General features: G+C 39.5%; 28 protein-coding genes. 9 read left to right on the top strand and 19 right to left on the bottom strand.

What is annotated here, in order from left to right; genetic code table 11:
• Nucleotides 1-69: 69 nt before the first annotated feature.
• The gene (locus AAV97_RS07220) at nt 70-261 is read right to left on the bottom strand and encodes a hypothetical protein (protein WP_046760220.1); all 192 of its coding nucleotides are present in this window, start codon (nt 259-261) and stop codon (nt 70-72) included.
• Between the two features lie 290 nt (nt 262-551).
• Here AAV97_RS07220 and dapB point away from each other — a divergent pair, with 290 nt between their 5' ends.
• Both dapB and AAV97_RS07210 read left to right on the top strand, forming a co-directional pair.
• Nucleotides 552-1373: a 4-hydroxy-tetrahydrodipicolinate reductase gene (gene dapB / locus AAV97_RS07215; RefSeq protein WP_004825798.1), complete on the top strand. Its 822-nt coding sequence runs from the start codon at nt 552-554 to the stop codon at nt 1371-1373.
• A 50-nt stretch (nt 1374-1423) separates the two neighbouring features.
• On the top strand, nt 1424-2074 hold the full coding sequence (locus AAV97_RS07210; protein WP_046760219.1) for an START domain-containing protein: 651 nt from the start codon (nt 1424-1426) through the stop codon (nt 2072-2074).
• A gap of 112 nt (nt 2075-2186) precedes the next feature.
• Here AAV97_RS07210 and AAV97_RS07205 read toward each other — a convergent pair whose 3' ends face one another.
• Both AAV97_RS07205 and dkgB read right to left on the bottom strand, forming a co-directional pair.
• Nucleotides 2187-3353 (bottom strand): MFS transporter, encoded by a 1167-nt coding sequence (locus tag AAV97_RS07205; protein WP_046760218.1) that lies wholly within the window; start codon nt 3351-3353, stop codon nt 2187-2189.
• A gap of 253 nt (nt 3354-3606) precedes the next feature.
• On the bottom strand, nt 3607-4419 hold the full coding sequence (dkgB, locus tag AAV97_RS07200) for a 2,5-didehydrogluconate reductase DkgB (protein WP_046760217.1): 813 nt from the start codon (nt 4417-4419) through the stop codon (nt 3607-3609).
• 123 nt (nt 4420-4542) lie between these two features.
• Between dkgB and AAV97_RS07195 the strand changes: the two genes are divergently transcribed.
• Nucleotides 4543-5433: a LysR family transcriptional regulator gene (locus tag AAV97_RS07195; protein ID WP_009585422.1), complete on the top strand. Its 891-nt coding sequence runs from the start codon at nt 4543-4545 to the stop codon at nt 5431-5433.
• Here the strand turns inward: AAV97_RS07195 and AAV97_RS07190 are convergent.
• Nucleotides 5393-5800 (bottom strand): hypothetical protein, encoded by a 408-nt coding sequence (locus tag AAV97_RS07190; protein ID WP_046760216.1) that lies wholly within the window; start codon nt 5798-5800, stop codon nt 5393-5395. The two genes, AAV97_RS07195 and AAV97_RS07190, sit on opposite strands and share 41 nt — an antisense overlap.
• 110 nt (nt 5801-5910) lie before the next feature.
• Here AAV97_RS07190 and AAV97_RS07185 point away from each other — a divergent pair, with 110 nt between their 5' ends.
• Entirely contained in the window at nt 5911-7347 is a 1437-nt protein-coding gene (locus tag AAV97_RS07185; RefSeq protein WP_005034989.1) for a PLP-dependent aminotransferase family protein, read from the top strand.
• Nucleotides 7348-7602: 255 nt separating this feature from the next.
• Here AAV97_RS07185 and ahr read toward each other — a convergent pair whose 3' ends face one another.
• The 8 genes from ahr to AAV97_RS20835 form a co-directional block, all read right to left on the bottom strand.
• A complete protein-coding gene (gene ahr, locus AAV97_RS07180) occupies nt 7603-8625 on the bottom strand; it encodes an NADPH-dependent aldehyde reductase Ahr (protein WP_005034992.1) in 1023 nt (340 codons plus the stop codon).
• A gap of 29 nt (nt 8626-8654) precedes the next feature.
• Nucleotides 8655-9209 (bottom strand): DNA-3-methyladenine glycosylase I, encoded by a 555-nt coding sequence (locus AAV97_RS07175; RefSeq protein WP_004825818.1) that lies wholly within the window; start codon nt 9207-9209, stop codon nt 8655-8657.
• A 27-nt stretch (nt 9210-9236) separates the two neighbouring features.
• A complete protein-coding gene (locus AAV97_RS07170) occupies nt 9237-9482 on the bottom strand; it encodes a hypothetical protein (protein ID WP_004825820.1) in 246 nt (81 codons plus the stop codon).
• Nucleotides 9483-9511: 29 nt separating this feature from the next.
• Complete coding sequence (locus AAV97_RS07165; RefSeq protein WP_046760215.1) at nt 9512-10060, bottom strand: M23 family metallopeptidase; 549 nt, start codon at nt 10058-10060, stop codon at nt 9512-9514.
• Nucleotides 10061-10157: 97 nt separating this feature from the next.
• A complete protein-coding gene (gene mutY, locus AAV97_RS07160; RefSeq protein WP_046760214.1) occupies nt 10158-11192 on the bottom strand; it encodes an A/G-specific adenine glycosylase in 1035 nt (344 codons plus the stop codon).
• A 202-nt stretch (nt 11193-11394) separates the two neighbouring features.
• Nucleotides 11395-11763, bottom strand: a complete 369-nt coding sequence (locus AAV97_RS07155; RefSeq protein WP_004825828.1) for an HIT family protein — start codon at nt 11761-11763, stop codon at nt 11395-11397.
• Nucleotides 11764-11809: 46 nt separating this feature from the next.
• Nucleotides 11810-12547, bottom strand: a complete 738-nt coding sequence (locus AAV97_RS07150) for a dienelactone hydrolase family protein (RefSeq protein WP_046760213.1) — start codon at nt 12545-12547, stop codon at nt 11810-11812.
• A gap of 198 nt (nt 12548-12745) precedes the next feature.
• Nucleotides 12746-12904 carry a DUF1328 domain-containing protein gene (locus AAV97_RS20835; protein WP_004825834.1) on the bottom strand — a complete coding sequence of 53 codons (159 nt, stop codon included), beginning with the start codon at nt 12902-12904 and terminating at the stop codon, nt 12746-12748.
• 190 nt (nt 12905-13094) lie between these two features.
• Here AAV97_RS20835 and AAV97_RS07140 point away from each other — a divergent pair, with 190 nt between their 5' ends.
• From AAV97_RS07140 to AAV97_RS07125, 4 genes are all read left to right on the top strand, one after another.
• On the top strand, nt 13095-13547 hold the full coding sequence (locus tag AAV97_RS07140; RefSeq protein ID WP_026040264.1) for a YcgN family cysteine cluster protein: 453 nt from the start codon (nt 13095-13097) through the stop codon (nt 13545-13547).
• Between the two features lie 82 nt (nt 13548-13629).
• Nucleotides 13630-14559, top strand: coding sequence for an alpha/beta hydrolase (locus AAV97_RS07135; protein WP_046760212.1), 930 nt, complete (start codon nt 13630-13632; stop codon nt 14557-14559).
• Between the two features lie 70 nt (nt 14560-14629).
• Nucleotides 14630-15904: a replication-associated recombination protein A gene (locus tag AAV97_RS07130; RefSeq protein WP_005035003.1), complete on the top strand. Its 1275-nt coding sequence runs from the start codon at nt 14630-14632 to the stop codon at nt 15902-15904.
• A gap of 130 nt (nt 15905-16034) precedes the next feature.
• On the top strand, nt 16035-18386 hold the full coding sequence (locus AAV97_RS07125; RefSeq protein WP_046760211.1) for a glycerophosphodiester phosphodiesterase family protein: 2352 nt from the start codon (nt 16035-16037) through the stop codon (nt 18384-18386).
• 19 nt (nt 18387-18405) lie between these two features.
• Here the strand turns inward: AAV97_RS07125 and AAV97_RS07120 are convergent, their stop codons facing one another.
• The 5 genes from AAV97_RS07120 to AAV97_RS07100 form a co-directional block, all read right to left on the bottom strand.
• A complete protein-coding gene (locus tag AAV97_RS07120) occupies nt 18406-18921 on the bottom strand; it encodes a hypothetical protein (RefSeq protein ID WP_046760210.1) in 516 nt (171 codons plus the stop codon).
• Between the two features lie 184 nt (nt 18922-19105).
• Nucleotides 19106-21508 (bottom strand): TonB-dependent receptor plug domain-containing protein, encoded by a 2403-nt coding sequence (locus tag AAV97_RS07115; RefSeq protein WP_046760209.1) that lies wholly within the window; start codon nt 21506-21508, stop codon nt 19106-19108.
• Between the two features lie 257 nt (nt 21509-21765).
• Nucleotides 21766-21954: a heavy-metal-associated domain-containing protein gene (locus AAV97_RS07110; RefSeq protein ID WP_046760208.1), complete on the bottom strand. Its 189-nt coding sequence runs from the start codon at nt 21952-21954 to the stop codon at nt 21766-21768.
• An 83-nt stretch (nt 21955-22037) separates the two neighbouring features.
• The gene (fdx, locus tag AAV97_RS07105) at nt 22038-22376 is read right to left on the bottom strand and encodes an ISC system 2Fe-2S type ferredoxin (protein WP_046760207.1); all 339 of its coding nucleotides are present in this window, start codon (nt 22374-22376) and stop codon (nt 22038-22040) included.
• 102 nt (nt 22377-22478) lie between these two features.
• Nucleotides 22479-23069 (bottom strand): DUF305 domain-containing protein, encoded by a 591-nt coding sequence (locus tag AAV97_RS07100; protein ID WP_046760206.1) that lies wholly within the window; start codon nt 23067-23069, stop codon nt 22479-22481.
• Nucleotides 23070-23631: 562 nt separating this feature from the next.
• Between AAV97_RS07100 and AAV97_RS07090 the strand changes: the two genes are divergently transcribed.
• Nucleotides 23632-24186 carry a DUF4303 domain-containing protein gene (locus AAV97_RS07090; protein WP_046760204.1) on the top strand — a complete coding sequence of 185 codons (555 nt, stop codon included), beginning with the start codon at nt 23632-23634 and terminating at the stop codon, nt 24184-24186.
• A 68-nt stretch (nt 24187-24254) separates the two neighbouring features.
• On the opposite strand, the gene purC is transcribed toward AAV97_RS07090, so the two are convergent.
• The gene (gene purC / locus AAV97_RS07085) at nt 24255-24974 is read right to left on the bottom strand and encodes a phosphoribosylaminoimidazolesuccinocarboxamide synthase (RefSeq protein ID WP_004825848.1); all 720 of its coding nucleotides are present in this window, start codon (nt 24972-24974) and stop codon (nt 24255-24257) included.
• A 37-nt stretch (nt 24975-25011) separates the two neighbouring features.
• Nucleotides 25012-25620 carry a lipoprotein-34 precursor (NlpB) gene (locus AAV97_RS07080; RefSeq protein ID WP_046760203.1) on the bottom strand — a complete coding sequence of 203 codons (609 nt, stop codon included), beginning with the start codon at nt 25618-25620 and terminating at the stop codon, nt 25012-25014.
• Between the last annotated feature and the right edge of the window lie 2 nt (nt 25621-25622).

Below are 25622 nucleotides of genomic sequence, written 5' to 3'. Positions count from 1 at the left end.
AATCTGTGCAGTGATTCCAACATTAGAGGATATAACCCCATATCCTCTAACGCTAAAAACAAACCAAAATTATTCAAGAATCGGAGCGTCAATGTCTTCAACACGAACTTCAGTTTGTGTTTCTGAAGGCGTAGTCGCGTTGCCTTGAGAGACCGTTTTTTCTTCAGTAAGTGTAGCGGCTGGAGTTGGTGCAGATTCAGCCCAAGCACTGGTCATCATTGTTGCTAATACAAATGCAAAAACCATTTTATTCGAATGCATATTGATCTCCTTATAATCCATATTGTTTTCATTCGTGGCAGTAGTCTGCTGTGTGATTCTTGCACTTTGATGAAATAGATTGAGCAATATTTTAAATTTTTTCAAAGTTTTACCGATATATTTTTTAGTCTTGATCTATTTTTTCGTTGAGTCTACTTTTTTGACCTTAATTGCCGAAGACTTAAAAGAAATCAGAAAGTTCGCAGTATTTTTTAAATGGAATCGTGGTCTTGGAACTGAGTTTTGTTATAGTAGAGCCAAATTTTCAAATTCAGATTTAGGAAGATCGTATGTCAGCAGCTCCACGTATTGGTATTTTAGGTGCAGGCGGTCGTATGGGCCGTACATTGATTCAAGCGGTACAACAAGCAGGTTATCAGCTTGCGGCAGCGGTAGAGCGTCCAGAAAGTACGTTGATTGGGGCAGATGCAGGGGAACTTGCTGGAATTGGTGCTGTCGGTATCAAAGTCGTGGGCAGTTTGGAAGACATTTTAAAAGATGTTGATGTGGTGATTGATTTCACTGCCCCAGTTGCAACAGAAAGCCATCTAAAATTATGCCGTGATGCTGGTGTTGCCATGGTGATTGGAACAACAGGTTTTTCAGATGAGCAAAAAACCTTGTTAAATCAATCTGCGACACAAACCCCCATTGTTTATGCCGCAAACTACTCAGTGGGTGTCAATGTTTCAATTAAATTGCTCGAGCTGGCTGCCAAAGTTTTTGGTGATACAGTGGATATTGAGATTATCGAGGCACACCATCGTCACAAAGTAGATGCACCATCTGGAACTGCTTTGATGATGGGGGAAGCGGTTGCGGAAACTTTAGGGCGTGATTTGAAGAAAGTGGCGGTTTATGGTCGTGAAGGTCATACAGGTCCACGTGAACGTGAAACGATCGGTTTTGAAACGATTCGTGGCGGTGATATCGTCGGTGAGCATACTGTGATGTTCATAGGCGAGGGTGAGCGTGTCGAAGTGACACATAAAGCGACCAATCGTATGAACTTTGCAGCAGGCGCTGTACGTGCAGCAGCTTGGGTTGTCGGAAAAGATGCAAAAAAATACGATATGAAGGACGTTTTAGGCTTAAATGATATTCAAGCTTAAAACATGTTGCGCTAAAATTATAACAATGAGTCAAATTTTGAACATAAAAAATGAAAAAAACAGTGATGTTACTTACTTGTGTAGTTAGTGCTTTTAGCCTGACTGCACAAGCAGCTTTACCGAGCAATGCCAAATTGAGTCTGAACAAAAACAACATTAAGGTTTGGACTTATAAAGATACCAATAACCCTGTTCTGTCCTATAAAGCAGAAACAACAATAGACGTACCGATCGAACGGGCTGTTGCTCTAGTTCTGGATGTCAATAATTCTCCTAAATGGGTACCCAATGTTGCTAAAGCAGAAGTGCTGTCTCGAGATGATAAAAAGGGCGAATTCAGTATTTATATGGTTTTAGACTTTCCATTTCCTCTAAAAGATCGTGACATGGTGGTGAAAGGAACGATGTCTAAAGACGCGAGTGGCACGATTTATATTAAAAACTCTGCGGTACAACAAGGTAAAGCACTGAACTCAGATTATATTCGTTTAAAAGATTATGCGGGCGATTGGACATTTCAAAAACTTGGTCCCAATAAAGTGAAAGTAATCACTTCTGGACATGCCAATCCTGAAGGTTCAATCCCAGCAAGTGTGACCAATATGCTGGTTGAACAGCAACCTTATCAAATGCTGCAAAAGATGAAATCTGAATTGGCAAAGAATACCAAGCTTGCTACCTTACCTGAAATTTTAAAATAATCATGGATTCAGGATGCGTTATTTATTGCTATTTTGAACCCTGCACTATATGAAGGTGCAGGGAGCTGAACAATATAATGAATTCAGTCGCAGATGATTGGGTAAGTTAACATTAGCTGAATTGATGCACAGGTTCTTTGCTCATTTTCATTTGGATAAATACCAAGAGCAATCCTAATGCGGTAAGTACTGCGCCTGCAATTGAAACGGCTGAATAACTCATACCCATACTGAGAACTGCACCACCTACGGTTGCGCCTAAAGCATTACCTAAATTAAATGCACCAATATTCACTGAAGAGGCTAGTCCTGGTGCTTCATGCGCAACAGACATCACCCGCATTTGGAGTGGAGGCACAACGGCAAAGGCTGCAGCTCCCCAAACAACAAGCGCCAAAGCTGCACCAAGCGGTGTTTGTGCCAAGATCGGGAACAGTAACATGGACAGCATTAATAACACTAAAAAACCGATCAATGTTTTATTCAGTGATCGATCTGCGAATTTCCCACCGAGATGATTCCCAATTGAAAAACCGATTCCGATTAAGACCAACATCAGTGTGATAAACATTGGACTGGCATGGGTGATATCTTGCAAGCTCGGTGCAATATAGGTGTAGAGCGTAAACATCGCTCCTGCACTCATCACAGTCGTCAATAAGGCAAAAAGCACAGGCAAGCGAGTCAAAACTTTCAGTTCAGCTTTTACATTTGGACGCGGACCTGCCACATCTACAGGCAAGGCTTTCCATAATGCCAACATGGTGATGACACCCAAGATTGCAATCGCGGCAAAGGACATACGCCAACCAATATTTTGTCCAACCCATGTTGCTAGAGGCACACCCCCAATATTGGCAATCGTGAGTCCCATAAACATCATGGCAACAGCACTCGCCTGTTTGTCTTTAGGCACAACACTGGTGGCAACAATTGAGCCAATACCGAAAAATACACCATGATTAAGACTGGTAATTATTCGAGCACCCATTAGTCCCCAATAGTTCGGTGCAATGGCTGCAAGAATATTGCCTACAGTGAAAATACTCATGGCAAATATCAGTGCTTTACGCCGTGAAAAATGCCCAAACCACAATGTCATAATCGGAGCACCGATCATTACGCCTAGTGCATAAGCTGTAATGAGCATTCCCGCTGTGGGAATCGAAATGCTGAGGTTTTCTGCAATTTGAGGTAGAAAACCCATTGGGGAAAATTCAGTTGTTCCTATTGCAAAAGCGCCTATGGCTAGTGCAAGTAAGGGAAAATTTAATTTCATGAGAGATCTCAAATATACAGAAGATTGAAAAAAGACCGAGTACAGTGGTGCAATCATCAGACCAATATCACAAGCACAATTTTTTGATGTTGATTTCAACAAAAGCTTTTAGATCGCATTTTGTTTGAGTCAAACACACATCAAAGCTTCGCAACAAAAGATATTGCGAAGCAATTGATGCCTTTCAATCGATCAGAAATGAACAGTGAAAATCTGAGAATAGATTTAGCTGTGATTAAGCTAAACAGCTAAATTAAATATCCCATTTCGGTGCTAAATTTTCTGGATCAACTTCACGACCATTGCGCTCCAATTTTGCGATCATCTGCATTTCTTCAGTAGAGAGTTGAATCTCTTGGGCTTTTAAGTTCGCCATTAAGTTTTCACGCTTGGTTGATGATGGAATAACCGCAAAACCTTTTTGCAATGCCCATGCCAACGCAATTTGTGCTGTTGAAGTTTGATGTTGTTGAGCGATTTCAGTCAATACAGGATCATTTAAAACTTTGCCATAAGCTAAAGTCATGTATGACGTCACATCAATATGTTGTGATTGTAAGAAATCCACTAACTTTGAGTTTTGTAAATAAGGGCTGAGCTCAATTTGGTTTGTTGCAATATTTTCAAGCCCAACAGCATCAATCGCTTGTTGTGACAAGTCAATATTGAAGTTTGAAATACCAATATGTTCAGTTAAGCCAAGCTTTTTAGCTTCTAAAAGGTTATGCATCATTTCAGCAACAGAAATACCTAAACTTGGTGCAGGCCAATGGATCAAAGTCAGATTGACAGCATCAGTGCGCAGTTTTTGCAGGCTCTCTTTCAAACTTGGAATAAGTTTGTCTGCTTGATAATTGTCTGTCCATATCTTTGTCGTGATAAACAATTCATCAGGATGAATATGACTTTCAGCAATCGCCTGACCGACTTCAGCTTCATTGCCATAGATTTGTGCTGTATCAATGGCACGGTAACCCACATCTAGGGCAGTTTTGACTGAGTCAATCACCGTTTGACCGGTTAAACGAAAAGTACCTACACCAAATTGAGGAACGATATTTGTCATGATGTGCTTCACTTTATTTTCTGGGATTAGCGCTATTTTGCTACTTTAATTGTTGCGGAAAAATACAGGAATATGCAAAATATTATTGACTATTAATCAATAATAAATCGTGATATTGCAGAGATGAAATCGACTTTAGAAGAGTTACAGGCATTTATCAATATTGTGGACAGTGGTTCGATTGTTGCTGCTGCAACACATCTTGAACAAACGACTTCGGGCGTGAGCCGAGCTTTGCAACGGCTTGAGTCTAAACTGAATGTGACTTTACTGGAGCGAACTACGCGGAAGCTTAAGTTAACTCAAGAGGGGCAATTATTTTTAGAAAAAGCACGGAAAATTGTGCATGATCTGAATGAAGCTGAAGATGCTTTATTGAAGTCGGACAGTGATACTTCTGGGTTGATTCGTGTCGATTCGGCGACGCCTTTTGTGTTGCATGTGATTGCACCCTTAATGCAAGAGTTTTCTCAGCTTTATCCAGACATTGAAATTGAATTAAACAGTAATGATCAAATTATTGATTTATTGGAACATAAAACGGATGTCGCAATACGTTTTGGAGAATTGAATGACTCCAGCCTACATGCGAGATTGCTGTGTAAAAGTCGTTTATACATTGTTGCCAGCCCTGAGTATTTAGCACGAAATGGTTATCCTGCAACCCCACTCGATATCCTCAATCATGTTCAAATCGGATTTAGTAAGGTCAGTCATCTCAATACTTGGCCCATCCGTGTGAATGGTGAAAAATTGACTGTACAACCTAAAATCAAAGCATCTAGCGGTGAAACAGTACGTCAACTTTGTCTACGTGGGCATGGTATCGCCAGACTTTCAGCATTTGAGGTGCTTAAAGATCTCAGAGCGGGAAGGTTGATCGCGCTATTTGAAGATCAAATAGAAATTTACGAGCAACACATCCATGCAGTTTATTATCAACAAGAGCATTTGCCTAAACGTGTGCGTCTATTTATTGAGTTTTTAGCGCAAAAGCTGTCAAGGTTTCGATAGTCTTTTGTGGTGGTAGATCTAGACTCAATAATGGGGCAGTGTTGGGCTGTTGCGGTGTCACCAAATGAATTTCAAAATGCTCGGCGGAGGTTTGTTGGCATTGGAATTCTAAATTTTTTTGAACAGGCATATTTATTTTAATAGCCTGATCCCCACTGGCACGATAGTGATAATGTCTGACCGCGACAGCCTGATGCAAGGTTGGCTGTAGATGATCAAGCTGATAATTACCCAAACGTTGTGTCTTCAAAAAACCTTCAATCAAAGATTTGCATACAAAATGTTGTTGCTGAGCTGCTTTATTGACTTGTTGAGGCTGGCAGGCGCTGAGTACCAAAGCAAGGCTGATTAGGGCGATGATTCTCATTATTTTCTCCTTTCAAATCAATTATGTTTTAAAAACTGGCTGTAAAAGAAGCATAAATCTGTTAGATTTACAGATACAGATACAACAAATATTAAAATTTGGGTACAGATATGGCTTTCCAATATCAGATCTTGGCACAACAGATCGCGCAAAAAATTTATTGTGGGGAGCTCGCAGTCGGGCAACGACTGAGTTCTTTGCGTCAATTTGCTGAACTACAAAAAGTGAGTTTGAATACGGCAAAGAGTTGTTATGAATTGCTTGAAGCTCAAGGCTTGATTTTTGTCAAAGAAAAGTCAGGTTATTTTGTACAGGCTTTGCCAAATTCCCCGCAGATAGCTGTACCTGACCATCCAGATTTTCAGTCTAGACCACGGGAAGTTTCTAATCTGGAATTGCAAATTCAAATTCATGAGGCTGCGATCAATAATAAATTGATTCATCTCGGTTCGATTCAATTGTCACCTAATCTGGTTCCTATCGAAGCCTTACGTCGTTCAATCCAACGTGCTTTAAAGCACAGTAAACCAGAAGATTTTTTATATAACGATCGTCAAGGACATCTGCAATTGAGGGAGGCTTTGTCGGCACACTGGGCTGAAGATGGTTTTTATATTGCAAAAGAAGATATTTATATCAGTAATGGCTGTATGCCTGCACTGTCGATCATGATTCAGAGCCTTACACAAGTTGGTGATAGCGTGATTGTGCCGACACCAAACTATAATGGGCAGTTGCAGTTATTGGCTTTGTTGAAGCGAAAAATTATCGAAATCCCAGCCAATACAGAAGGTTTTGATCTAGATCGTTTAGAGCAAGAAATGCAAAGTCCAGGGGTAAAAATCTGCTTATTGACGGCTAATTTTCAAAATCCTCTGGGTTTTTGCCTCAGCAATGCTGAGAAAGAACGTATTGCACAACTTGCGGCGAAATATCAATGCTATGTGATTGAAGATGATATTTATGCAGAATGTAGTTTTAATGCCAAACGCCCTTTACCTATTAAATATTGGGATCAACAGGGGTATGTGGTGTATTGCAGCTCAGTCTCAAAATCTCTATCGACCTCTTATCGTGTAGGCTGGTTTTGCTTACCGCAGCGCTTACAACATTTACATGCAAGACTCATTTTACAGAATGTTTCGGTGAATACGCCTTTGCAATTGGGGCTTGCTGATATGATTTATAGCAGAGCCTATCGTCAACATCTGAGTGAATTACGTCCTAAACTGATGGCACAGGTTGAGCAGTATCGACAATTTATTCAACAGGCTTTTCATGGCGTGAGTATCCGTTTGAATCAACCGCAGGGGAGTTATGCGCTTTGGCTGCAATTCCCTGAACAAGTAGATAGTTTGGCGTTGTATTACTATGCGCAGCAATACAGTATCAATATTGTTCCGGGTATTATTTTTGGTGAAGATCATCGTTATAACAATTGTATTCGTTTAAATGCAGGACATGAATTGTCTCAGGAGGTTCAGGATGCCATCATGTTATTGGCAGATTGGGTCAGAGGCGAATTGTCAACCAAGAGTGTGGCATAAGCTCACTCAACATGATGACATTCATATCGCCTCACGTTAGAAAAAAACAGTGATGATCCAAAAAATTAAAAATAAATGAATGCCCAAGATCTTCTAACAAATTCTATAAAAACATAAATTTAATCAGATATGCGTGATTGAAATCAAAGCACTAGTCCGAAGAATCCGGCAGTTTGACTAAGGTTTACAAACGGCATGATCCATTGCCCCATTGACGATGATGAATGTCAACGTAAATGGGGTATATTGCATAGATTAAAAATCAGCTTTTAACACAATACGATAACGTGCTTTTCCTGAATGGAGGCGTTCCAAAGCATCATTAATTTTTGACATTGGATACACTTCAATTTGAGGAGCAATATTTTTACGCGCTGCGAATTGCAATAATTGACGTAATGCAAAAGGGGAGCCTGTTGGAGAGCCAGTTACTGATTTTGCACCACTGATCAATGTACCTGCAGGAATGGGCATAGGTTCAAGCACCATGCCTAACATATGAATAGTGCCATTGGGTGCAAGTGTATTCAGATAAGCTTTCCAGTCTAAGCTCACATTCACCGTACAGAGTAACAAATCAAATTTACCACGTTGTGCTTTTAAATCATTTGCATCACGGCTATTGACGATATGGTCTGCGCCCATCGCTCGCAGCTCATCTGACTTATCTAAATTAGAGGTGAATGCGGTAATTTCACAGCCCCACGCTTTGAGTAATTTAATTGCCATATGACCTAAACCACCAATCCCAATGACACCTACATGATGAACAGCTTGAATTTGGTGTTTTAAAATCGGATCAAAAACAGTGATTCCCCCACATAATAGTGGACCTGCACTTTCAGGGTCTAAGTTTTCAGGAAGTGGAATAATCCATTGCCAACCAGCACGAACCTTATCTGCAAAACCGCCAGCATGACCAACGATGGTGGCTTTTTTTTCGCCAGTGCAAAGCACTTGTTGTCCACTGACACATGGGTCACAGTGCTGACAGCTTTCTGCTGTCCAACCGATACCAACACGTTGTCCGACTTTTAAACCTTTTGCTTCTGAACCCAACTGAGTGATCGTTCCAATAATTTCATGACCACCCACTACAGGGAAAACTGCATTTCCCCATTCATTGTTAATCACGGAAACATCAGAGTGGCATAAACCGCAATATTCAACTTTAACTTCAACTTGATGTGGTGCTAAATCGCCAGCATCAAATTGATAAGGTACAAGTTCAGCGCCTGCTTCTAGGGCTGCATAGGATTGAATGATATTGGCTGACATATGAATCCTTCCTGTTTTTTGAGCGAAATTTAGCGCGACATACAATCATTTTCATGGTCATTGACCATTCCAACCGCCTGCATGAATGCGTAGCATGTTGTTGGACCGACAAACTTAAAGCCGTTTTTCTTCAAAGTTTTAGACAACTTTAGGCTGGCTTCAGTTTGCGCAGGTGCTTGTCGATAATCAGGAACATCATTCAGCTGTACCTGTTGATCAACAAAATCCCAAAGCCAATCTACCATATCAATATTTTTTGCTTTCATGTTTTGCCATGCAATGGCATTGTCACGAATAGCGGTAAGTTTACCAATATGACGAATGAGCCCAGTATCTTGGCATTTCAATGCCAAATCTTGTTCAGTCAAGTCAGCAATGGTTTGGATTGAATGATTAAAAAAATGTGTACGATAAGATTCACGCTTTTTTAAAACAGTAATCCAAGATAATCCTGCTTGTTGCCCTTCGAGACACAACATTTCAAATAAATGTTGCTCATTGCGATTTGGTTTACCCCATTCATGATCATGGTATTCGATATAAATTGGATCATCCGAACACCAGCCACAGCGTTTATTGGTCATGAAAGATGCTCCATTTTTTTGATGTAATTAGAGTTTAAATTCGACCCATTGATCTTGTTTGTTATCCCAATATGAAAGTTGGGCAGTTTCTAGGTCAGTAAAATTTATCCAAATATCTTTACCCGCTTTATCTGCAAAGCCAGTACTGATCATGAGGGACTCATTGGTGATTTCCATAATCCAGCCTTGATGGCTTTGCCCTTTGAGGACAATTTTTTGTTGATTGCCTGATTCTGCAAATTCAACTAAACGCTCAAGCAATGCTTCTGACATGGAATATTCCTAAATATCTAATTTAAAATTTAACGTAAATACGGATAAGGATTCACTGCACCTTGTCCCTTACCTCTTAAGTATAGTCCATAGTGTAAATGAGGTGCAGTATGTCGTGCATTTCCTGTATTGCCGACATAACCAATTAATTCACCTTTTTTAACGTAGTCTCCTTCTTTTAAACCACGTCGGTGATCATTCAAATGTGCATAATAATGATAAGCACCACCAGGTCCCATTAACCAAATCACATTACCGCCTAAGTTGTTACTTTTTAAACTGGTAATCACTCCTTCAGTATTACTGTACACTTTGGTTCCACGTGAAGCCATGATGTCAATGCCCTCATGCGCACGTCCAGCACTTCGGGACGCCCCCCACGTATCGGTGAGATTTTGTGGTTTGACACCATCGACAGGGATCGCCAACCGTGTTGGAAGCGGCATTGCTTTTAATCGGTTAATTTGAGCTTGCGGAAGATGCGGTCTTATACCACTGGGCTTTTTGGGTGCGGTGGTACATGCGCTCAATATGATTGTAAACAGGGCAATCACACAATGTTGGATACGATGCGGCACGATACATCCTTTTTTCTAGTTTCAAATTTCAGCTTTGAGGTTTAAAAAGGGTAAATTAAAATTGAAAAAATGATCAGAATACCCGTGCCTGACTATGTCATATTTTGATTGCTGAGATCAATTTTTTCATGGCTGTTGGTATACCCATTTGTGTAGCTTTTTGTGGCGTGAGCCATTCACCGCCCAGTTCAGCTTGGAGATATTCAGCTTGGTCTTTTTCAACATGAATGATGTGTGCGGTCAATATCCAAGTAAAATGAGTGAAACTATGCGAAATTTGCACAGATTCAACGTTTGAAACCAGCTTTAAACGTTCACAGATCTGTTGCAGTTCAGCCTCACTTTCAAAAATTGGTAAACTCCATAGTCCACCCCATAAACCACTATTAGGACGTTGCTCCCACAACCATTGCCCTTGAGAGTCAATGAGCAAGACTTTGCCAGTTTTCACTGGAACAGGTTTTTTGGGTTTTTTATAAGGGAGTTCCGTTTCTAACCCTTGCTGATGGGCTTGGCAATGTTGCTGCATTGGGCAATATAAACATAATGGTTTTTTTGGGGTGCAGACGGTTGCACCTAAATCCATAATCGCCTGAGTATAGTCATGATTGCGTTCAGTGGGGCACAAACTTTCGACCAATTTCCACATTTCCCGTTCATGTACAGGTTTACTGAGATCATCTTCAATGGCAAAAAATCGCGATAAAACACGTTTTACATTGCCATCCATAATGACACCATATTGGCGTAATCCAAGTGACATAAGTGCACCTGCAGTAGAACGTCCAATACCTGAGAGCTCCATCCATTGCTCCAGAGTGTTTGGAAAATGTCCTTGTTGACTGACAACCGTCGCAGCTTTATGTAAGTTTCTGGCGCGTGCGTAATAGCCCAAGCCTGCCCAATAAGGTGCAACATCATCCCATGACGCCTGACCCAAATCATCAACGGTAGGGAAGCGTTGAATAAATTTGTCAAAATATTGCAGCACTGTTTTGACTTGAGTTTGTTGCAACATAATTTCAGAGACCCAAACTTTATAAGGATCATCTGCCACTTGCCAAGGCAGATCATGGCGTCCGTGTTGATCAAACCAAGTCAGTAATGCGTCTGAAAATGAAAATTGCGACATATCAATCTAGGGCAAAAATAGGTGGCTCAGTATAACCAAATTCGAATCGATTACAGAAAATTATCTGAATACTGTGCATGAGATTTGTGTGAGTTAAGCCATTTCGAATATGCAGAATTTAATTTTAAAGTCAAGTTGAATGAAGCAATATATTGAACTAAAAAAGACGCAGTAGCGTCTTTTTTAGTTGACTGGCAAAGGATTAATTTTCGTTGATGATACCCCAACGCTGATCCAGTTTAAGCGGTTCATTTTTATAGCGTGGAATGATATGAATATGAAAGTGTTTATTCTGTTCTTGACCAAAAACATCACCATCATTAAAGGCAATGTGAAAGCCTTCTGGTTGATGACGGAGTTTGAGTTCATTACGTGCCAACTCTAACAACGAAGAAAGACTTTTACGCTCTTTTTCTGAAACCTCAAAAAAAGAATCGATATGGCGCAATGGGATAATGACTGAATGCCCTTTAGACAAAGGATTTTGTTCAGGCAAAATTGCACCAAATTCATTTTTATCAATGATGTCAAATTCTTCAAATTCACAATAAGGGCATTTTATCTCAGTCATTTTAAACTCCTTGTTTACTGGTTGAGTTCATACATCAGGTTTAAAATCAAACCAATGTACGATTTAACAACTGATACATAGCAGTTAATCCTGCGCTTTCAGCTTCTGCGTTATAACCTAGATCTACACCATTCGCTTTGGCACGTTCATCTGCTTGTGGGTTACTAAAGCCATGTTTGGCATCTTTAAGGATGATCACTTCAGATTTTACTTGGGCATGATTCATTTCTTGTTTGAAGGATTCAACATCTGCCAAAGACACCATTGAGTCTTTTTCACCATGTAAAACTAAAACCTCAGCTTTAAATTTTCCTGATTGTGCTGGGTTTTGTGCGGACAGGTTGGCGTGGAAAGTAACGACTGCTTTTAAGTCAGCACCAGAACGAGCTAAATCGAGCATGACTTTTCCGCCATAGCAAAAGCCAATAGCAGCTAAACGATCTCCATCCACCTCAGGTTGAGCAGCAAGTGTAGCAAGTGCAGCAGAGGTACGATCTACAATGGTATCGGTATCTTGAAAAGTTTGCATCATCCATTCATTGGCTTGTGTCGCAACGGTTGTCACTTTTTTATCGCCATACATGTCGATTGCTAAAGCAGCAAAGCCATGTTCTGCAAGCTCTCTAGCGCGTTGCTCAGTATATTCATTGCGTCCCCACCATTCAGGACCCACGATGACACCTGCAACAGGTTGTGTAGATTCAGGGGCAGCAAAATAACCGATTAAAGTTGTTCCATCTTTTGCTTGGTATTGAATTTCACGAGTTTTAATTGCAACAGCCATCTGTTCAATCCTTTTATATTTTTGAGAGCGACATTGATTAAAGCATAAATATAAAGGATTCAAATGGCTAATTTAGGAATATTGAGTATAGAAATGTGAGAAATTATGAATGATGGAATGGGTGCAGAAATGAAAAAAGAAGGACCTAGGACCTTCTTGATCATAAACAGAGACTGTCATAAAAATGTTGAGAAAAGCTTAAACTTTCCCTCTGGAAATAAATCCGACAATTGCAAGAATAACGGCAACAACAAGAAGAATTACTGCAAAGTCTTTAGACATTCCTGCGACACCGCCAAAACCAAATAAACTTGCAACTAACGCGATCACAGCGAAAATTATTGCCCAACGGAACATGATATCCACCTCCATATTGTTTTTATGCAGTTTCAGTATAAGGAGAAAAACGGCGCGGTCTTGTGAAGTTATGTTTGAAAAGTGTGATAAATAAAGCATCATGTAACTGATTTGTGATGTTTTTTTATTCTCTAGTTCATGTTCTTATGCTGATATAATAACAACATCTCATATGACTTCACTTTATATCATGAGCCTCGAAATACGCCCCCAATTTTGGAAAAACTATCATTTGTCCGAACTCAATCAGGCGGAATGGGAGGCCTTATGTGATGGTTGTGGTTTGTGCTGCTTGGTTAAACTCGAAGATGATGAAACACATGAAATCGCTTATACCAAGGTGTCTTGTAAACTACTGGACTGTCAAACAGCACAATGTTCAGACTATGCTAATCGCTTGAACTATGTCCCAGATTGTATTCAATTGAGTCCTGAAAAATTAGCGCAAATCAATTGGTTGCCTTCAAGTTGTGCCTATCGGCGTGTCAATGAAGGTAAAAACCTTCCGTCTTGGCACTATTTAATTACAGGCTCCAGACAAAATGTGATTAAAGCCAGAAAATCTGCAGCAGGGCGCTGCATCTCAGAGACAGAAGTTGATGAGGAAGAAATTGACGAATATATTGTGCGTTGGGTACGTTAGAAAATGACCACAATTTTGAATTGATAATCATTATCAAATAGTAATATGATAAAGATGCTTTCATGATGTGATCTCATTTTAAATGTCTGGTTTATTTACACGATTGAAAAAAATTACAATGTGCCTATGTGCGATCAGTCTAAGCTTTGCTGCGTATTCCCTTGCTTATGCCAAGCCTGATCTAGAGCCCTTAGGACCAAATATCGCAGATCATGGTTCAAGTTATTATCAGTTTCAAGTTCACAGCTTTCAGTCAGCCGATCAGCAACGACATTATAAAGTTTGGTTAGGTATACCTAAACAGATCAATAAAAATCAGCCCCGTCCCGCTATTTTTATGCTGGATGGTAATTCAGTCATGGCGCGTTTAGATGAAGCATTATTAAAGCAATTATCAGAACAAGATAGCCCCGTTTTAGTGGCGATCGGCTATCAAACTCAGTTGCCGTTTGAATCTGCTTCACGTTCCGTGGACTATACGCCAGCAGATGAGTCTGGAAAAATATCAGCTGATCCCCGAAATCTTGAGCGCATGTCAGGAGGAAGCCCGCAATTTAGACAAATGATTTTTGAAAAAATCATGCCTTGGGTTTACTCGCAGGTGAAATTGGATGCTCAGCGCACTGCATTGTGGGGACATTCTTATGGGGGCTTATTTGTATTAGATACATTATTGAATCGCCAGCAACATGAGCAGAAATTTTCGCATTATTTTGCTGCAAGCCCATCTTTAACTTGGGCAGATTCCCGATTATTGAAAGCAGTTGAGCAGGTAAAACCTGAATCAGTTAAAGATCAAAAGCTATTGGTGATGGAAGGTGATCTGATTCCATCTAGCACAGCGAAAATCAGCCCGAATGCTGATCGGGACATGAACCAAAACAATCGAAAATTGGTTCTAGACTTAGCCAGTAAAGGCGCAAATACCAAGCTTTTATTGTATCCACATCTCAGTCATGGTGAAGTGTTTCAGGCTTCACTGATGGATATTTTACAGAATCGATTATTTTAAAATTGAAAGTACAATATTGAATGCTTTCCATAGTAGACTAAGCTCAGCATTCATCAATTAAAAAAGCAGTATGTCAGACACTCAAATTCCACTTCCAGAACGTTTACGTCCACGTGATTTGTCTGAAATTATTGGACAAGATCATTTGCTTGGCGCTGACGCCCCATTACGTCAAATGATTGATCAAGGGCATTTGCCTTCGATTATTTTCTGGGGACCACCTGGTGTTGGAAAAACCACAATTGCATTATTATTGGCACAAGCTGTGGATCGTCCATTTGTCAGTTTATCTGCATTAAACACAGGTGTGAAAGAACTGCGCGAAGTGATTGCTGAAAGTGGTGATTTACTAACACCAGTGGTATTTATTGATGAAATTCATCGTTTCAATAAGTCACAACAAGACGCACTTTTGAATGCTGTTGAAAAAGGTAAAATTACCTTGATTGGGGCAACAACAGAGAATCCCTCTTTTGAAGTCAACAGTGCATTACTATCACGTTGTCAGGTATATACGCTGAATGCGCTCAGTAATGAAGCAATTCAAGAACTGATTCTTCGGGCGATTCAACAGGATAAGTTTTTACAAGAGCGTCATATTCAGATTGAAGAATTTGATGCCTTAATTCAATTCGCCGCAGGTGATGCACGTAAAGCATTGAATTTAATTGATCTCATTGCCAGCACTTTTGAGTCAGATATTGAAAATATTGTGACCAATGCGATCGTCGTTAAAGTTGCCCAACAAAATATCGCACGCTATGACAAGTCAGGTGAACAACATTATGATCTTGTGTCTGCGTTTATTAAGTCGATTCGTGGGAGTGACCCAGATGCAGCGTTATATTGGATGGCACGAATGCTAAAAGGTGGAGAAGATCCAGTTTTTATCGCTCGACGTATGCTGATTGCTGCCTCAGAAGATATTGGCAATTCAAATCCTAATGCGTTGTTGTTGGCAGGAGAGTGTTTCCGCTCGGTTCAAGCCATTGGGATGCCTGAATGCAGAATTATTTTAGGGCAATGTGCCGTTTATTTGGCAACCAGTGCCAAAAGTAACAGTACCTACTTAGCCATCAATAAGGCACTAGAGTTGGCTGAGAAAACCTCGAATCTACCTGTACCTCTACATTTACGTAATGCACCAACCAAATTGATGAAACAACAGGGCTACGGGGTAGATTATCTCTATCCACACAATTATCCAGAACATTTTGTGTTGCAAGACTATTTGCCACCAGAGTTAAAAGGGACAAAATTGTATGAGTCTGCGAGAAATAAACGTGAGGTAGAGGGCGAACGTTTACAACAACGCCGTTGGCAACAGGAACAGCAGCAACAATAATGTGAATGCTTGCTTTAAAGTAGCTGATCTATGACAGATAAAGGTTTAAAATATCGGCAAAATTTAAATTAGGCTGATGCCTTTAAAATGTAGCTTACTCAAAATACGTTTTAAATGCGCTAGAAATTTTATGAAACTTTCTGTTTTGTCTTATGCAATTTTAATTGCTTTACCTGTGACCAGTTATGCTGAACTGGCAACAAAGATTTCGACACAAACTCAGCCTAAAACGGCAATACAACAATTTAAAAAGCTTTATCAGCAAAATTTTGTTCAACAAAACAACATTCCCCAAGGATGGCGTATTCCCGGAAACAATCCAGGTCATATTTTTGTTGAACACGGTGTACTAAATATTGATGGGCGGGCAAATGCAATGAGCCCTACATCGATTTTATTGCCACAAAATCTTGAAAAGTATAAAAACTATAGGATTGATCTCGAATTTACTTTAGATCAGCCAATCAATGCCTCTCGCTGGGGAAGTGTGATTTATGATGTCACTGAGACACAGGGCGTAATTCCAAGCAGTTATTATCAATTTACCATCAGAGCGGATGCGAAAGCGAAGAATGGTACTGAATTTGGGCGCCATAAAACCAATGCACAGTGGGAAGTGAGTGAGACCAAAGCCTTTTCTGAAAATATCAAAGCAAATCAATGGTACAAAGCCAGTGTGGTGGTCTCTGGGCAACGGGTTCAACACTATTTAAACCATCAGTTAATGCAGGATGTAGAACTTGACCAAGAATCTACAAAAGGCGGCATTGGTTTTTCTGCTTCAGGTATTGTTTTAAAAATTAAAAATATTCAAGTCTCTGAGCAGCTCACTGCCTTACCTGAGCTTACCCATAATAAAGTTACGCAAGTACAAGAAATTCAAACTCATGTAGCTTTAGCACCCACCATTATTCAAAAAATAAAACACCCAAATAGTGCATTAAATTCCAGCAATCAGCAGTATTATCAATTGGATGCAAATTTAAATTTGCTTGATCAAAATGGTCAGGTAGTCGAAACCTTAGGACACTATCTTTCCAATCCGCATCGTAACAGCATTCCTGTGTTGGAGATCAAAGATCCAAAAAGTATAGAAGCATTAAAATTGCTGTCTAAATCTCAGGATATTAGTGATATTACGGTGTTATCAAAAAGTGATGACCTGCTTAAATCTGCTCACCAAATTATACCGATGGTTCGAACAGCATTGGATTTAAGTCGAGAAAATCTTCAAGATCGTCATCAAGATCTGGTTGAAATTATCCGCCGTAGCAATCAAGCTTATGCACGAATTGTCGTGGTTCCTCAAAGCCTGAGAGAGAAAGCATCGATCAGTTTTATTCAACGTCATCTGATGACAGTTTGGGTGGATACATCTGCTGTTGAAGCTCAGGATGTAGCGCGCGTGTTGACCACAGGTGTAAATGGGGTGATCACCACGCAAAGTACGATTTTTTCCAGTATATTAAAACAATTTCCAAAAAATACTTTATTGCGTAAACCTTTTATTATTGGGCATCGGGGTGTACCCAGCTTAGAGGATGAAAATACTTTAGAAAGTGCCAAACATGCAGTCGCTTTGGGTGCAGACATTGTCGAAAATGATATTTATCTGACTAAAGATCAGTATCTTGTGGTGATGCATGATGCAACCGTTGATCGTACAACGCGTTCAACTGGAAAAATTGAAGAGATGAATCTTGCGCAGGTTCAACAATTACAATCTAAGCATAAAGCTTATAAAATACCTACCCTTGCAGAGTATTTTAACTTTTTAAAACAGCATCCAAATGTTGTACTGATGATTGAAATGAAAAGTGCCAATCCAGCGTTGGTGGCAAAAATGCAGGATGAGATTAAAAAGTATCAAATGGAAAGCCAAGTGGTCACGACATCATTTAATACAGATCAAATTGTACGTGCACAAACTCAAATGACTGAGATTCCTCGAGGTTTGTTAGTAGGGAATATGCCAAACAGTCGTAACAATTTGGTCAATACTAAACAAATCAATAGCGATGTCCAAAAGTATAACTCGAGTTATAACCCTGCTTATCGGTCTGATTTGATCAATATTTTAGAAGCCTCAAAACATCGTGGCATCAGTTTCTGGCCTTGGGCTTTGAGTGATGATACATTTAACAAGTTGTATGTGGCAGGAACCAATGGGATCACCACCAATTCAGCACAGCTTTATTCTAAATATATCGTGGATATACAAGCACCGAAAAATATCAAAGCCAAAGTAGGACAGGCTGTTTTAATTGATGCGCAAACGACTCAACAAGACGGAGAAAAAGCCAAATTGCAAGTCAACAATTTTGTGGTTTTAGCTGGTTCTCCAAAATATGAGTTGAAAAATGGGCAGTTGCGTTTTGTTGAACAAGGAACAGCTTATGTTTTGGCGGGCTACAAATATCAGATTGACCCACAAAATGACTATCAAATCTTTTCAGCACCTATCAAGGTGGTGGTGAAATAACTTATCGGGTTGTATGGGTTTAAAAAGGTACTTTGACATTTTTAGGGAAATTGGGAAAAAGAATAAAAAGCATTTTAGGATTTTTCTGTAGTCCTGAACCGTCTAAGTAAGTCCATTGATGTGAATGCTGTGAGCGGATCGCGACCATAAAAGAAGGCGGTGCCTTGACTGTTTTGCCTGCCACTTTCATCGTGATGGTTTTTGGCACAAAACAAATTTCTTCTTGGTCGACGATATAGCTGTAGAGAGGTGGATTGGACTCAACCTTTTGAATTTCTAGTTTGGATTCTGCAAACATATTTTGGGCATATTTGAGCAACTTTTGGTAGTTTTCAGGACCACCGACATAATTGATCAGTGAAGGATGGGTTTTTTGTTGCATAAAACTATAATCATTATTCTTTAAATCTTGTCCTAAGCGCTGTAGGTCAGGTGCAATGATTTTAGGGTAGTCCTGTTGGCAACTTAATTGTTGTGCGTGGGCAGGGGCTAAAATGGTCAAGAATAGAATGCACGCATAAATTGTTTTTATCATGTTGGATTAAATCCGCATATGTGTTGTTTTGAGTATATAAGTTTGTTAAAAAAAGTTCATCAATCATCCAGACTTAATGATACTTACCTATAGCATATCTAGATTTTGATGGTTATCACTAAGACAATAAGCATCAAACCGAGTTGTTTAACTCGGTTTGATGCGCTTTAACAAGCTTTAGACCTTACCACTTATAATTAATTTTGCCGTAATAGAATGCGCCATTAAAGCCAAAAGGTGAGAACTGACTGTACTGTAGGCTTCCACCCGTTGGTTTGTTGATGTCATAAACATCTTTATCTGGATAAACATTGGTAATGTTGTCACCGCCAAGGGTAAATTTCCAAGCTTTCAATTGATAGCTGAGGGCTAAGTCTAAAAGCCATTTTGCAGAGAATTTCTGATCGCTGGCTGAACCAGCGTTACTGAAAGTTTTGAAGCTGCCATAACGCGTGATATTGGTGTTAATACCAAAATTTCCAATTTTATAATCATTGGATAAACTGAATTTATGTTCAGGTGTACTGCCTGCCAGTAAACCATATTGTTCACGACGGTCTAAGCGTGTCAAATTGACACCCAATGCATTTAAAATGTCAGGATTTTTATCCACATTGGTGACTTCATTGCGATTAAAGTTATAAGCTAAAGATGTGGTTAACTCTCCATAAGGTAGATTCTGCCATTGGTAGTTTGCAACCAAATCCACGCCACGTGTACGTGTATCACTGGCATTATTGAAGAAACGTACACTGCTAAAGTTGGTATTGGTGATGCCTTTTGAGATCAGATAATCACGTACAGCAGGGCTGCTGGCATTGATATTCGAAGACAAGCTAATACGATCATCAATATCGATTTGATAGGCATCTAAAGTCACATACAGATTTGAAGTTGGGGTAAACACAAAGCCAAGACTGTAGTTTTTGGATTTTTCAGCTTTTAAATCCTCAGCACCGAGTAATTGCGCAACTTGAGATGAGCTTGGGAATGTACCTGCTTCAACGAATTGCCCATTGACCAGTTGAGAGGAAGTTTGGGTAAAATACTGTTGTGCTAGACTTGGCGCTCGAAACCCTGTAGAAACTGAACCACGTACAGCAACTTGCGGTAAAAGTTGATAACGTAAGGACAGTGAAGCATTATTGGTATCCCCAAAATCATCATATTTCTCATAACGATATGCGCTAGAAGCAGAAAGCTTTTGGGTAATATCCGTTTCTAAATCTAGATATCCTGCATAACTGTCTCGCGTCCATTTGCCTGCATCAGCTTGACGAAAACCAGATAAACCCGAAGATCCGCTTTTATAATAAGAACCTGGATCTCCTGCTTTAATTTGATATTGTTGGTTTAAATACTGGGCACCAAATGCAATATTCAAAGGGCTTGCAAATGCAGATATGTCATATTCTTTAGAAAGATCAATATTAAAAACAGACTGGCTATTTTTCAGCTTGCCATTATGAAATGAATTGGGTGTTGCCCCTGTGTCTTTGTACAGATCAACATTAATGGTTCGGGTATTTACATCATATTGGTTCAACCCATAATTTGCAGAAACATCATAACGCCAATCTGCTGCTTCTCCTCGTAGACCTGCAACAGCACTAAAGTCGTCTAATTGAGCTCGGATCAGAGGTAAGTAGCCATTCGGAAACAATGCTGGAACATTGTTTGAGGCATTGCTTAAACGATAAAATCCAGCAGTTTCAGCATTTCGATGGCTATAGGTAGAGAAACCATATAATTCGACGGTATCACTAAGGTCAAAGCCAGCATTGAAAGCAGCTTTTACTTCGTCTGATTTTGGGTCACCAAATCGAAATGTCCTTTGCCCATATGTGGTTGCATTTGGGTCACGTAAGTCTAAGCCAGCACGATTAGTTGCTTGATTGTCCTGCCATTCACCTGAAAAAATGGCATAACCATAATCGCCAAGTCGAGTTCCGCCTGAAACATAGGACTGCTTTTGCTCACCATCACCTTTATCATAAATACCGTAGCGTATACCCGCTTCACCCGTCCTAGGGTCAGACTTTAAGATGATATTGACGACACCTGCAATTGCATCTGAACCATAACGTGCAGAAGCACCTTCTCTGAGGACTTCAATACGGCTAATTGCGGAAACAGGTATTGCATTTAAGTCGGTGGGTGCTGAACCACGACCAATTGTTCCGCCCAAGTTAATAAAAGCACCGGTATGGCGACGTTTACCATTCACCAAAACCAAGACTTGATCTGGAGAGAGTCCTTTCAGTTGTACAGGACGAACCAGTTCCGTCCCATCAACGACAGTCGGGCGGGGAAAATTAATGGAAGGAATAATTTTACTCAGTGCTGTGCCTAGCTCACTCGAACCTGTTCGTTCAGTAAGTTCCTGTGCACTAATTACGTCAATCGGTTGTAGAGAATCAGTCTTAGAACGCTTTAATGAGCGTGTCCCAGTCACCACAATCGTATCTAATGTTTTAATTTCGGGAGATGTATTCAGTTGTTCTTCAGCATGTGCTTGTGGGTACAGTAAGGCTAAGATCAAACTTGCTGTGAGACTGAATGAATATTGTTTTGATAATTTACGCATAACTCTATTTTGAAGCTCTTTTTGTAACTATTTGTAGTGATCATAGTGAGCTTGGCAAGATTTAGAAAACAACTTTTAAAAATATCAATAGAACAAAATCTGCAAAGAGTCTTGTTATTTAAAGCTTTCTATTGATGGCTAAAGCCAATTTTATCAGTCGTGTAGATTGATCACTGGAGCTTGTTTTAGCGTGGGACTGTAGAGATGTAAAAAAGGCTGTCATCATGACAGCCTCCAGCAAAAGAATTTTGCACCCTTTAACGTGGTGGAAACCCTGCTTCGGTTAAGGCATCTGCAACTTGTTGCTGTGTTGCTGATGTTTCAACTTGAACACTGCGATTTGGTGGATCAGCAATGACTTTTGCATTTGCATCTACAGATTGGATTGCTTTGGTGACACCACGTGCACAACCGCCACAGGTCATATTTTCAATATAAAATTCCATATCTCACCTGTTTGAAGAAGATTTAAAACCAATATAAACCTTACCATAATTGTAAGGTCAAGCTTTAATACTTGAACTTTCTCTTAATGCTTTTCAGAAACATAGTTTATGGTGTACTTGGGTATTTCTATTTCTAATGGTTCTTCTGGAACCTTTACCTGACAAGAGAGTCTGGATTCGGGGGTAAGCCCCCATGCGCGATCTAATAAATCTGCTTCAATATCATCCATTTCATTTAATTGATCAAAGCCTTGCTTTATCACTACATGACAGGTTGTGCATGCGCCAGATAAATCACATGCATGTTCGATGGGTATGCCGTGATCTAATAAGCTTTGGCATAAATTACTCCCACTTTCCACTTCCAATGTTGCACCATCTGGGCAAATTTTTTCATGGGGAAGTACTTTAATTTTTGGCATACATAACATCCTGAAATAAGCCAATAGCTTGAAAATAAGGTGTTTAGCCACCTTATTTTCACTATTGTGAGCAGAAAAATGATAAGCAGAAACGCAATATTTTTACTGATGATGACTGAGCCAGTTGAGCATCATATTAATTTCAGCCTCTTGTGCAAGAACTACATTCTCAGCAAGTTTGCGCACTTCAGGATAATGACCGTATTGCAATTCTATTTTCGCCATATCAATTGCCCCTTGGTGGTGAGGAATCATACCGCGCATAAAATCAATATCTGCATCTCCCGAAAATGAAATCATCATATCCGCATGCATCTTGTCATTTGTTTGACGAAAAGCATCTATAGCAGCTTGAACATGGTTAAGTTCAGAAAGCTGAGCATTGTTTTCTAACCATCTTTGCATGACTTCGATTTCTACCTCTTGGTCGGCAACAATATTTTCAGCTAAGCGCCGTAATTTGGCATCAGCGCCATATTGTAGAACAACTTTTGCCATATCAATGGCACCCTGATGATGCGGAATCATCCCTTTCATGAAATCCATATCTACATTTCCAGTGAAATCAATTTGCATTTGTGTATGCATACGGTGATTCACGACCATATAGGCATTGATAGAAGCTTGATTCGGCAGATTTGATCCATTCATATCCTGGCGTTGAGAATGGTTTGTGTGGTTATTATTACTCATTGAAGTTCCCTTTAAGTTTTAGATAAAATTTTGCATATTAAAAATCACTGTATCTATCACACTTTTTAGAACAGAAATTTTATGGAGATCAATACTTACCGTAATGATGGAAGTTACTGCTTATCCCATGAACGGTCTATGGACTCTAAATAATTTAGAGTTCCTTAATATTTAATCATTCTAATCTTTACAATTATGTGAAGGTCAAGCACAAAATAATTTGTTTCAAATGTCGCAATAGCGTTTTTTATAAAGTGATGCTTTTAGATAATTGGCAAAGCACTTTATACCGAATAAATCATGAAACTTATCCAATACCTGAGCAATGAATTGACCTGTTTTTAAAAGATTGCAATAGCACACTTTATTTTGAATATTGCAAGTTTGGTCTAAGCTTAGCTTAGCTTGATTGTATAGAGATAAAACCTCATACAATTGATCAATACTTAATTTTTGGAGCAACTTTATTAAAGTCAGTCTTGATTCAACCAAAGCAGATATACAAAATTTGAGCATTGATAGTAAACTCTGATCTTAAAATTTAGCGCATAAGAACAGGACCATGAGAGAAGATCATTTATATTCAGTTATTTATCAAGATATTCAAGAGGCTTTGGCTGAAATTCAACAATTAACACAAGATCAGCATCTATGCGCCCTTGGTTTGGGAATGGTTGAAGATTTATGTGGTTTCTTTTATGTGGGATGCACCATAGAAAACCTTAAATCTTTTGAAGATGTGTACGAAGCATGGTGGATTTCAGAATGGCAATATTCTAGTACTGCCAATAATCATACACATGATGCGATCATGGCACTCTATGAAGCATTGGGTAAACAATGTACTGATGAACAATATGTTGCTTTGAGAGAGCATTATCAAAATACCATCATCCAAGCATTACAAGATTTAAGAGATGCAGGAAAATTAAAAAATCAGCAGGGCGAAGAAATCATGGTGATTATTCAGTATGCTGATTCATTTGATGAGGACTTTGAGGAGAGTAGCTTCGCTCAGATCAATCCTGAGTTGTTGGTACCACTCTTTAAAAATCGCTTTAAACAAAAATCAGGTGAAAATCTATATGATTATCTGTTGCAAAAAATAGCAGTTTAAACACATTTAAAGCGCAATAAAAAAGCTGAGTTCAACAACTCAGCTTTTTTATTGCGACATTATTGATCTTAAAGATCTGAAAGATCAACACCAATACGTGCAGCAACTTCTTCATAAGCTTCAACCACACCACCTAAGCCTTGGCGGAAACGGTCTTTATCGAGTTTTTTCTTAGTGTCTTTATCCCATAGACGGCAACCGTCTGGAGAGAACTCATCACCTAAAACAATACGGTCATGGAACACACCAAATTCAAGTTTGAAATCAACAAGAAGCATGTTGCCTTGAGCAAATAAGTCTTTAAGTACCACATTCACTTTTTGAGTCAATTCTTTCATTTGAGCAAGCTGTTCCGCATTTGCCCAACCTAAAGCAATCGCTTGAGACTCATTGACCATAGGGTCGCCTAAAGCGTCATCTTTAAAGAACAATTCAAAAGTTGGTGGAACAAGTTCTAAACCTTCTTCAACACCTAGACGACGGCATAATGAACCTGCTGCATAGTTACGCATGACGCACTCTACAGGAATCATTTGCAATTTTTTAACCAAAACTTCAGTTGGAGAAAGAAGTTTTTCAAAATGAGTTTCGATACCCGCCGCTGCCAATTTTTCCATGATAAAGGCATTAAAACGGTTGTTCACCTTACCTTTACGATCTAGTTGCTCTATTTTTTCGCCATTGAATGCAGATGCATCATCACGGAAAACTAGAATTAGATGATCCGCGCTATCTGTTTCATAAACAGATTTCGCTTTACCAGTATAGAGCAAGGTTTGTTTTAACATGGGGGAACCTTTTGCAAAAAAAAATTGCCTAGAACGACTAGGCTGGCCAGTTTTGGTAAATCTGGGTCAATAATCCTGCAGCTTTTTCTTTATCTGCAAAACTATTGTCTGCGTTAAACACAGCAAGTGTGTTGCTTGAACCTACTGAGCTAAGTCTGAGTATATAAGTTGAATTATCGATTTTCACAGTTGCCTCATTGGCATTTTTGCTTTGACCGATTAGCTTATAATTTAGACTACTGAGGGTTGCAAGTGTGTACTGCCAAATTGTAGCAGAATTTCCATCAATTTTGATCAATGGATTGCCATTTCCGTCAGTTAAAATTTGAGGTCTGCCCACAGTTTCGGTGCTTGTTGCACTTTCATCTGCTGATGTGTTGACTTGAGCAACTTCTGGGCGAGGCACGTCATAACGATTGCCTTTTTTATTTTCAAATTTAGGTGCATGCTGAAGCGCCAGCGGGTCAACAATAGGAGCTGGATACATAGGCGTTGCAGGTCTAACTGTTGAACCTTCAGGGTACTTAAGCGGCTCTACTGTGGTCGTATTTTTATAATCTAAAGAACCATTATTGATTCCAAGGGAACTACAACCCGCCAAACTTAAAGCTGAAATGGCAAGAGTTAAACCTAAACGTAATTGCATAA

Origin of the sequence: Acinetobacter sp. Ag2, from assembly GCF_001005515.1 — a bacterium.
In the GTDB taxonomy this organism is placed as follows: domain Bacteria; phylum Pseudomonadota; class Gammaproteobacteria; order Pseudomonadales; family Moraxellaceae; genus Acinetobacter; species Acinetobacter bereziniae.
This window is presented reverse-complemented; position numbering and strand designations above follow the sequence as displayed.

What these genes read in the sequence shown, in the direction of transcription:
- AAV97_RS07205 (WP_046760218.1), bottom strand. Translation starts at nt 3,353, where the DNA reads ATGAAATTAAATTTTCCCTTACTTGCACTAGCCATAGGCGCTTTTGCA.
- AAV97_RS07130 (WP_005035003.1), top strand. Translation starts at nt 14,630, where the DNA reads ATGTCAGACACTCAAATTCCACTTCCAGAACGTTTACGTCCACGTGAT.
- mutY (WP_046760214.1), bottom strand. Translation starts at nt 11,192, where the DNA reads ATGTCGCAATTTTCATTTTCAGACGCATTACTGACTTGGTTTGATCAA.
- AAV97_RS07220 (WP_046760220.1), bottom strand. Translation starts at nt 261, where the DNA reads ATGCATTCGAATAAAATGGTTTTTGCATTTGTATTAGCAACAATGATG.
- AAV97_RS07210 (WP_046760219.1), top strand. Translation starts at nt 1,424, where the DNA reads ATGAAAAAAACAGTGATGTTACTTACTTGTGTAGTTAGTGCTTTTAGC.
- AAV97_RS07115 (WP_046760209.1), bottom strand. Translation starts at nt 21,508, where the DNA reads ATGCGTAAATTATCAAAACAATATTCATTCAGTCTCACAGCAAGTTTG.
- AAV97_RS07135 (WP_046760212.1), top strand. Translation starts at nt 13,630, where the DNA reads ATGTCTGGTTTATTTACACGATTGAAAAAAATTACAATGTGCCTATGT.
- AAV97_RS07080 (WP_046760203.1), bottom strand. Translation starts at nt 25,620, where the DNA reads ATGCAATTACGTTTAGGTTTAACTCTTGCCATTTCAGCTTTAAGTTTG.
- AAV97_RS07195 (WP_009585422.1), top strand. Translation starts at nt 4,543, where the DNA reads ATGAAATCGACTTTAGAAGAGTTACAGGCATTTATCAATATTGTGGAC.
- fdx (WP_046760207.1), bottom strand. Translation starts at nt 22,376, where the DNA reads ATGCCAAAAATTAAAGTACTTCCCCATGAAAAAATTTGCCCAGATGGT.
- AAV97_RS07110 (WP_046760208.1), bottom strand. Translation starts at nt 21,954, where the DNA reads ATGGAATTTTATATTGAAAATATGACCTGTGGCGGTTGTGCACGTGGT.
- AAV97_RS07175 (WP_004825818.1), bottom strand. Translation starts at nt 9,209, where the DNA reads ATGACCAATAAACGCTGTGGCTGGTGTTCGGATGATCCAATTTATATC.
- AAV97_RS07120 (WP_046760210.1), bottom strand. Translation starts at nt 18,921, where the DNA reads ATGATAAAAACAATTTATGCGTGCATTCTATTCTTGACCATTTTAGCC.
- purC (WP_004825848.1), bottom strand. Translation starts at nt 24,974, where the DNA reads ATGTTAAAACAAACCTTGCTCTATACTGGTAAAGCGAAATCTGTTTAT.
- dapB (WP_004825798.1), top strand. Translation starts at nt 552, where the DNA reads ATGTCAGCAGCTCCACGTATTGGTATTTTAGGTGCAGGCGGTCGTATG.
- AAV97_RS07170 (WP_004825820.1), bottom strand. Translation starts at nt 9,482, where the DNA reads ATGTCAGAAGCATTGCTTGAGCGTTTAGTTGAATTTGCAGAATCAGGC.
- AAV97_RS07185 (WP_005034989.1), top strand. Translation starts at nt 5,911, where the DNA reads ATGGCTTTCCAATATCAGATCTTGGCACAACAGATCGCGCAAAAAATT.
- AAV97_RS07125 (WP_046760211.1), top strand. Translation starts at nt 16,035, where the DNA reads ATGAAACTTTCTGTTTTGTCTTATGCAATTTTAATTGCTTTACCTGTG.
- AAV97_RS07150 (WP_046760213.1), bottom strand. Translation starts at nt 12,547, where the DNA reads ATGGCTGTTGCAATTAAAACTCGTGAAATTCAATACCAAGCAAAAGAT.
- AAV97_RS07090 (WP_046760204.1), top strand. Translation starts at nt 23,632, where the DNA reads ATGAGAGAAGATCATTTATATTCAGTTATTTATCAAGATATTCAAGAG.
- AAV97_RS07155 (WP_004825828.1), bottom strand. Translation starts at nt 11,763, where the DNA reads ATGACTGAGATAAAATGCCCTTATTGTGAATTTGAAGAATTTGACATC.
- AAV97_RS20835 (WP_004825834.1), bottom strand. Translation starts at nt 12,904, where the DNA reads ATGTTCCGTTGGGCAATAATTTTCGCTGTGATCGCGTTAGTTGCAAGT.
- AAV97_RS07190 (WP_046760216.1), bottom strand. Translation starts at nt 5,800, where the DNA reads ATGAGAATCATCGCCCTAATCAGCCTTGCTTTGGTACTCAGCGCCTGC.
- AAV97_RS07100 (WP_046760206.1), bottom strand. Translation starts at nt 23,069, where the DNA reads ATGAGTAATAATAACCACACAAACCATTCTCAACGCCAGGATATGAAT.
- ahr (WP_005034992.1), bottom strand. Translation starts at nt 8,625, where the DNA reads ATGTCAGCCAATATCATTCAATCCTATGCAGCCCTAGAAGCAGGCGCT.
- dkgB (WP_046760217.1), bottom strand. Translation starts at nt 4,419, where the DNA reads ATGACAAATATCGTTCCTCAATTTGGTGTAGGTACTTTTCGTTTAACC.
- AAV97_RS07140 (WP_026040264.1), top strand. Translation starts at nt 13,095, where the DNA reads ATGAGCCTCGAAATACGCCCCCAATTTTGGAAAAACTATCATTTGTCC.